We start from the raw sequence: 485 nt of genomic DNA on the forward strand, positions 1-485 counted from the left end.
TTTAATATCTTTTAAACGCTTTTTAGCTTGCCTACTTGTTAGGTCTTTTTTATCAGGGTTTTCGCACAAGTATTTTGTTAGTTCAGATAAAAACTCTAATACTTTGGACTGAGCAGACACCTTCCTGAGGATTGGGGAGTATTCATTTTTTAAGCATGTCTGAAGAGCGTGGTTGACATAGCTGGGGATTTGCTTGACCACAACCTTTGGTGAAGGCAGTAGCTTCAGGTTCTTAAGGAGCTGGCTTGCTAAATCTTCTCCGATGAGTGTTGTGAGGGATGCCCTGCCAATCATCACCAAGATCATATCGATTTCAGTGGAGGTGTCCATTATTGGGGTAACAGAGATCTCTTTGCAGAGGCGAAATAGGTCAACCCCTTCGCCAAAAATCAAATCATTAGTAGATAACTTATCTTTGTGAATGACTCTTCCCTTGGCGAGGGTTTGGATCATTAGTGTTGGCTCTTTGAATTTAGTTGTTACAG

The 485-nt window shown here is 41.0% G+C and carries 1 protein-coding gene; it reads right to left on the minus strand.

Annotation, left to right across the window (positions count from 1 at the left end):
• Nucleotides 1–453: hypothetical protein (locus tag ICN18_RS08455; RefSeq protein ID WP_216190075.1), on the minus strand; the 453-nt coding region annotated here is incomplete at its 3' end.
• Between the last annotated feature and the right edge of the window lie 32 nt (nt 454–485).

Origin of the sequence: Polynucleobacter parvulilacunae, assembly GCF_018881715.1 — a bacterium.
Taxonomy (GTDB): Bacteria; Pseudomonadota; Gammaproteobacteria; order Burkholderiales; family Burkholderiaceae; genus Polynucleobacter; species Polynucleobacter parvulilacunae.